The 1,845-nt window shown below is 59.6% G+C and carries 2 protein-coding genes; both read left to right on the top strand.

The genetic code is table 11. The features are described 5' to 3' along the window. On the top strand, positions 1-433 hold a 433-nt coding region (locus AC1DQ3_RS36380; RefSeq protein WP_477124932.1), incomplete at its 5' end, for a Bug family tripartite tricarboxylate transporter substrate binding protein. A gap of 254 nt (positions 434-687) precedes the next feature. Then, positions 688-1,842, top strand: coding sequence for a porin (locus tag AC1DQ3_RS36375; protein WP_477124931.1), 1,155 nt, complete (start codon positions 688-690; stop codon positions 1,840-1,842). Positions 1,843-1,845: the final 3 nt, after the last annotated feature.

The raw sequence follows: 1,845 nt of genomic DNA, 5'->3' as shown, positions 1-1,845 counted from the left end.
CGTCCCATACCGGACATCCACGCAACTGCTCACCGAGCTTTCCTCGGGTGTGCTGAAGATCGGCTGGACCGATCCCAGCGTGGCGGTTCCCTTCCTGCGTTCCGGGAAGGTGCGCGGCATTGCCATTGTGGGCAACACGCGGTCTCCCCAGCTTGCCAACGTCAAGACGTTGGCGGAACAGGGCTACAAGTTCAATACGGTGGGATGGTTCGGCATGTTCGCGCCGGCCGGAACCAGTCCGGCGATCGTGAAGCGGCTGGCCGATGAGGTCAACAAGGTGCAGGCGTTGCCGGAGATCGCGGAACTGATGAAGACAATGAACTTCGAGCCGCCCCCGGTAAAGTCCTCCGCGCAGTTGGGCGAGATCGTCAAGAATGATCTGCAAGTCTGGACGAAGATCGCCAACGACGCAGGGATCAAGCTCGACGAATAAGATGTGCCGCGCGCGGCCTTGCGGCCTGCCAGGGAAGGTGTATTGACCTGCCGTGAACCGCCCCGGGTTTTGGCCTCCTCAAAACCCGGGGAGTAAATGATCAATGATCAATGATCCGGATACAGGGAGCCCGACGCCCCAATTTCAACAATCTATAGGAGGGCATTGTGTAATTGAAACAACGCATGATGGCATAGCCTGCGACAGGCATAAGAAATCCAAAAAAGGATAGGAAATCCACAAGAGGAGAAGAGGTGACGAAATCATCTGGCAAGCTGAGCAAGCTTAATCTTGCACTTATCGCTGCGGGCGCAATCTGCGTCGGCAGCGCACACGCGCAGAGCAGTGTGACGCTGTACGGCGTGGCAGACATAAACGTCGAGTACGCCAATCATGTTGGAGTCGTCCCCACGGCAGCCAACAAGTTCAATGCCGGCCCGTCCAACAATGCCTACCGCATGAACTCCGGCGGCCTGTCCGGCTCGCGTTGGGGCTTGCGCGGCGTGGAAGATCTTGGCAGCGGGCTGAAATCCATTTTCGTTCTGGAAAGCGGCTTTAACCTGGACACMGGCACATCGCAGCAAGGCGGCCGCCTGTTCGGTCGCCAGGCCTAYGTGGGCATCCAGAGCGCGCAGTTTGGCCAGATCACCTTGGGCCGCCAGTACACCTCGATGTTCGAGAGTATCGCCAACTTTGTGCCGGCWGCCTTYGCCACGCAGTATGAACCGATCGTGATGCTGACCGGCGCGAACTTCCGCGAGGACAACACCATCAAATACACGGGCCGGTTCGGTCCGGTGACCGCACTGGCACACTGGTCATTCGGTACCGGCCTGTCATTGCCGACGACGGTGTTCAACGGCCCATCGCTCGGTGGCAACGGCGAAGTGCCGGGCCAGTTCCGCCGCGACACTGCCTATGGCGCGGGTGTGACCTACATTGCCGGCSCKKTCGGTGTGGCCGTTGCTTACGAYCAGTTCAACCCGACCGTTTCCAACCCCACGACCGCTGCTGTCCTCGGCACCGGCAGCTTCAAGAAGGCGACGGTCGCGGCCAGCTATGCGTTCGGCCCGGCAAAGGTCATGGGCGGCTACCGCTGGGGCCAGAACAAGGACCAGAACGGCGGCCTGATCGAGCGCGACGACTTCTACTGGATCGGCGCCAACTACCAGGTGACGRCGGCGCTTGGCCTGACGCTCGAGTACGACTACGCCAACGTCAAGAACTTCCTGGGCAGCACGTCGGTGGCGAACCCATGGCAGATTGCCTTCATTGCCGACTACACGCTTTCCAAGCGGACTGATATCTACCTGACCACGGCATATGCAAAGAATGCGGGTCTGGGACTGGATTCCCCGACGATTGGCTATGCCAACAGCCTATCCCTTGGCAATAGCTATTGGCAATAGCTA

The sequence above is a fragment of the Cupriavidus sp. 01T418 genome (assembly GCF_056398885.1).
Note: the sequence above shows the minus strand (reverse complement) of the source record. Positions and strands in the feature narration are given on the sequence as shown.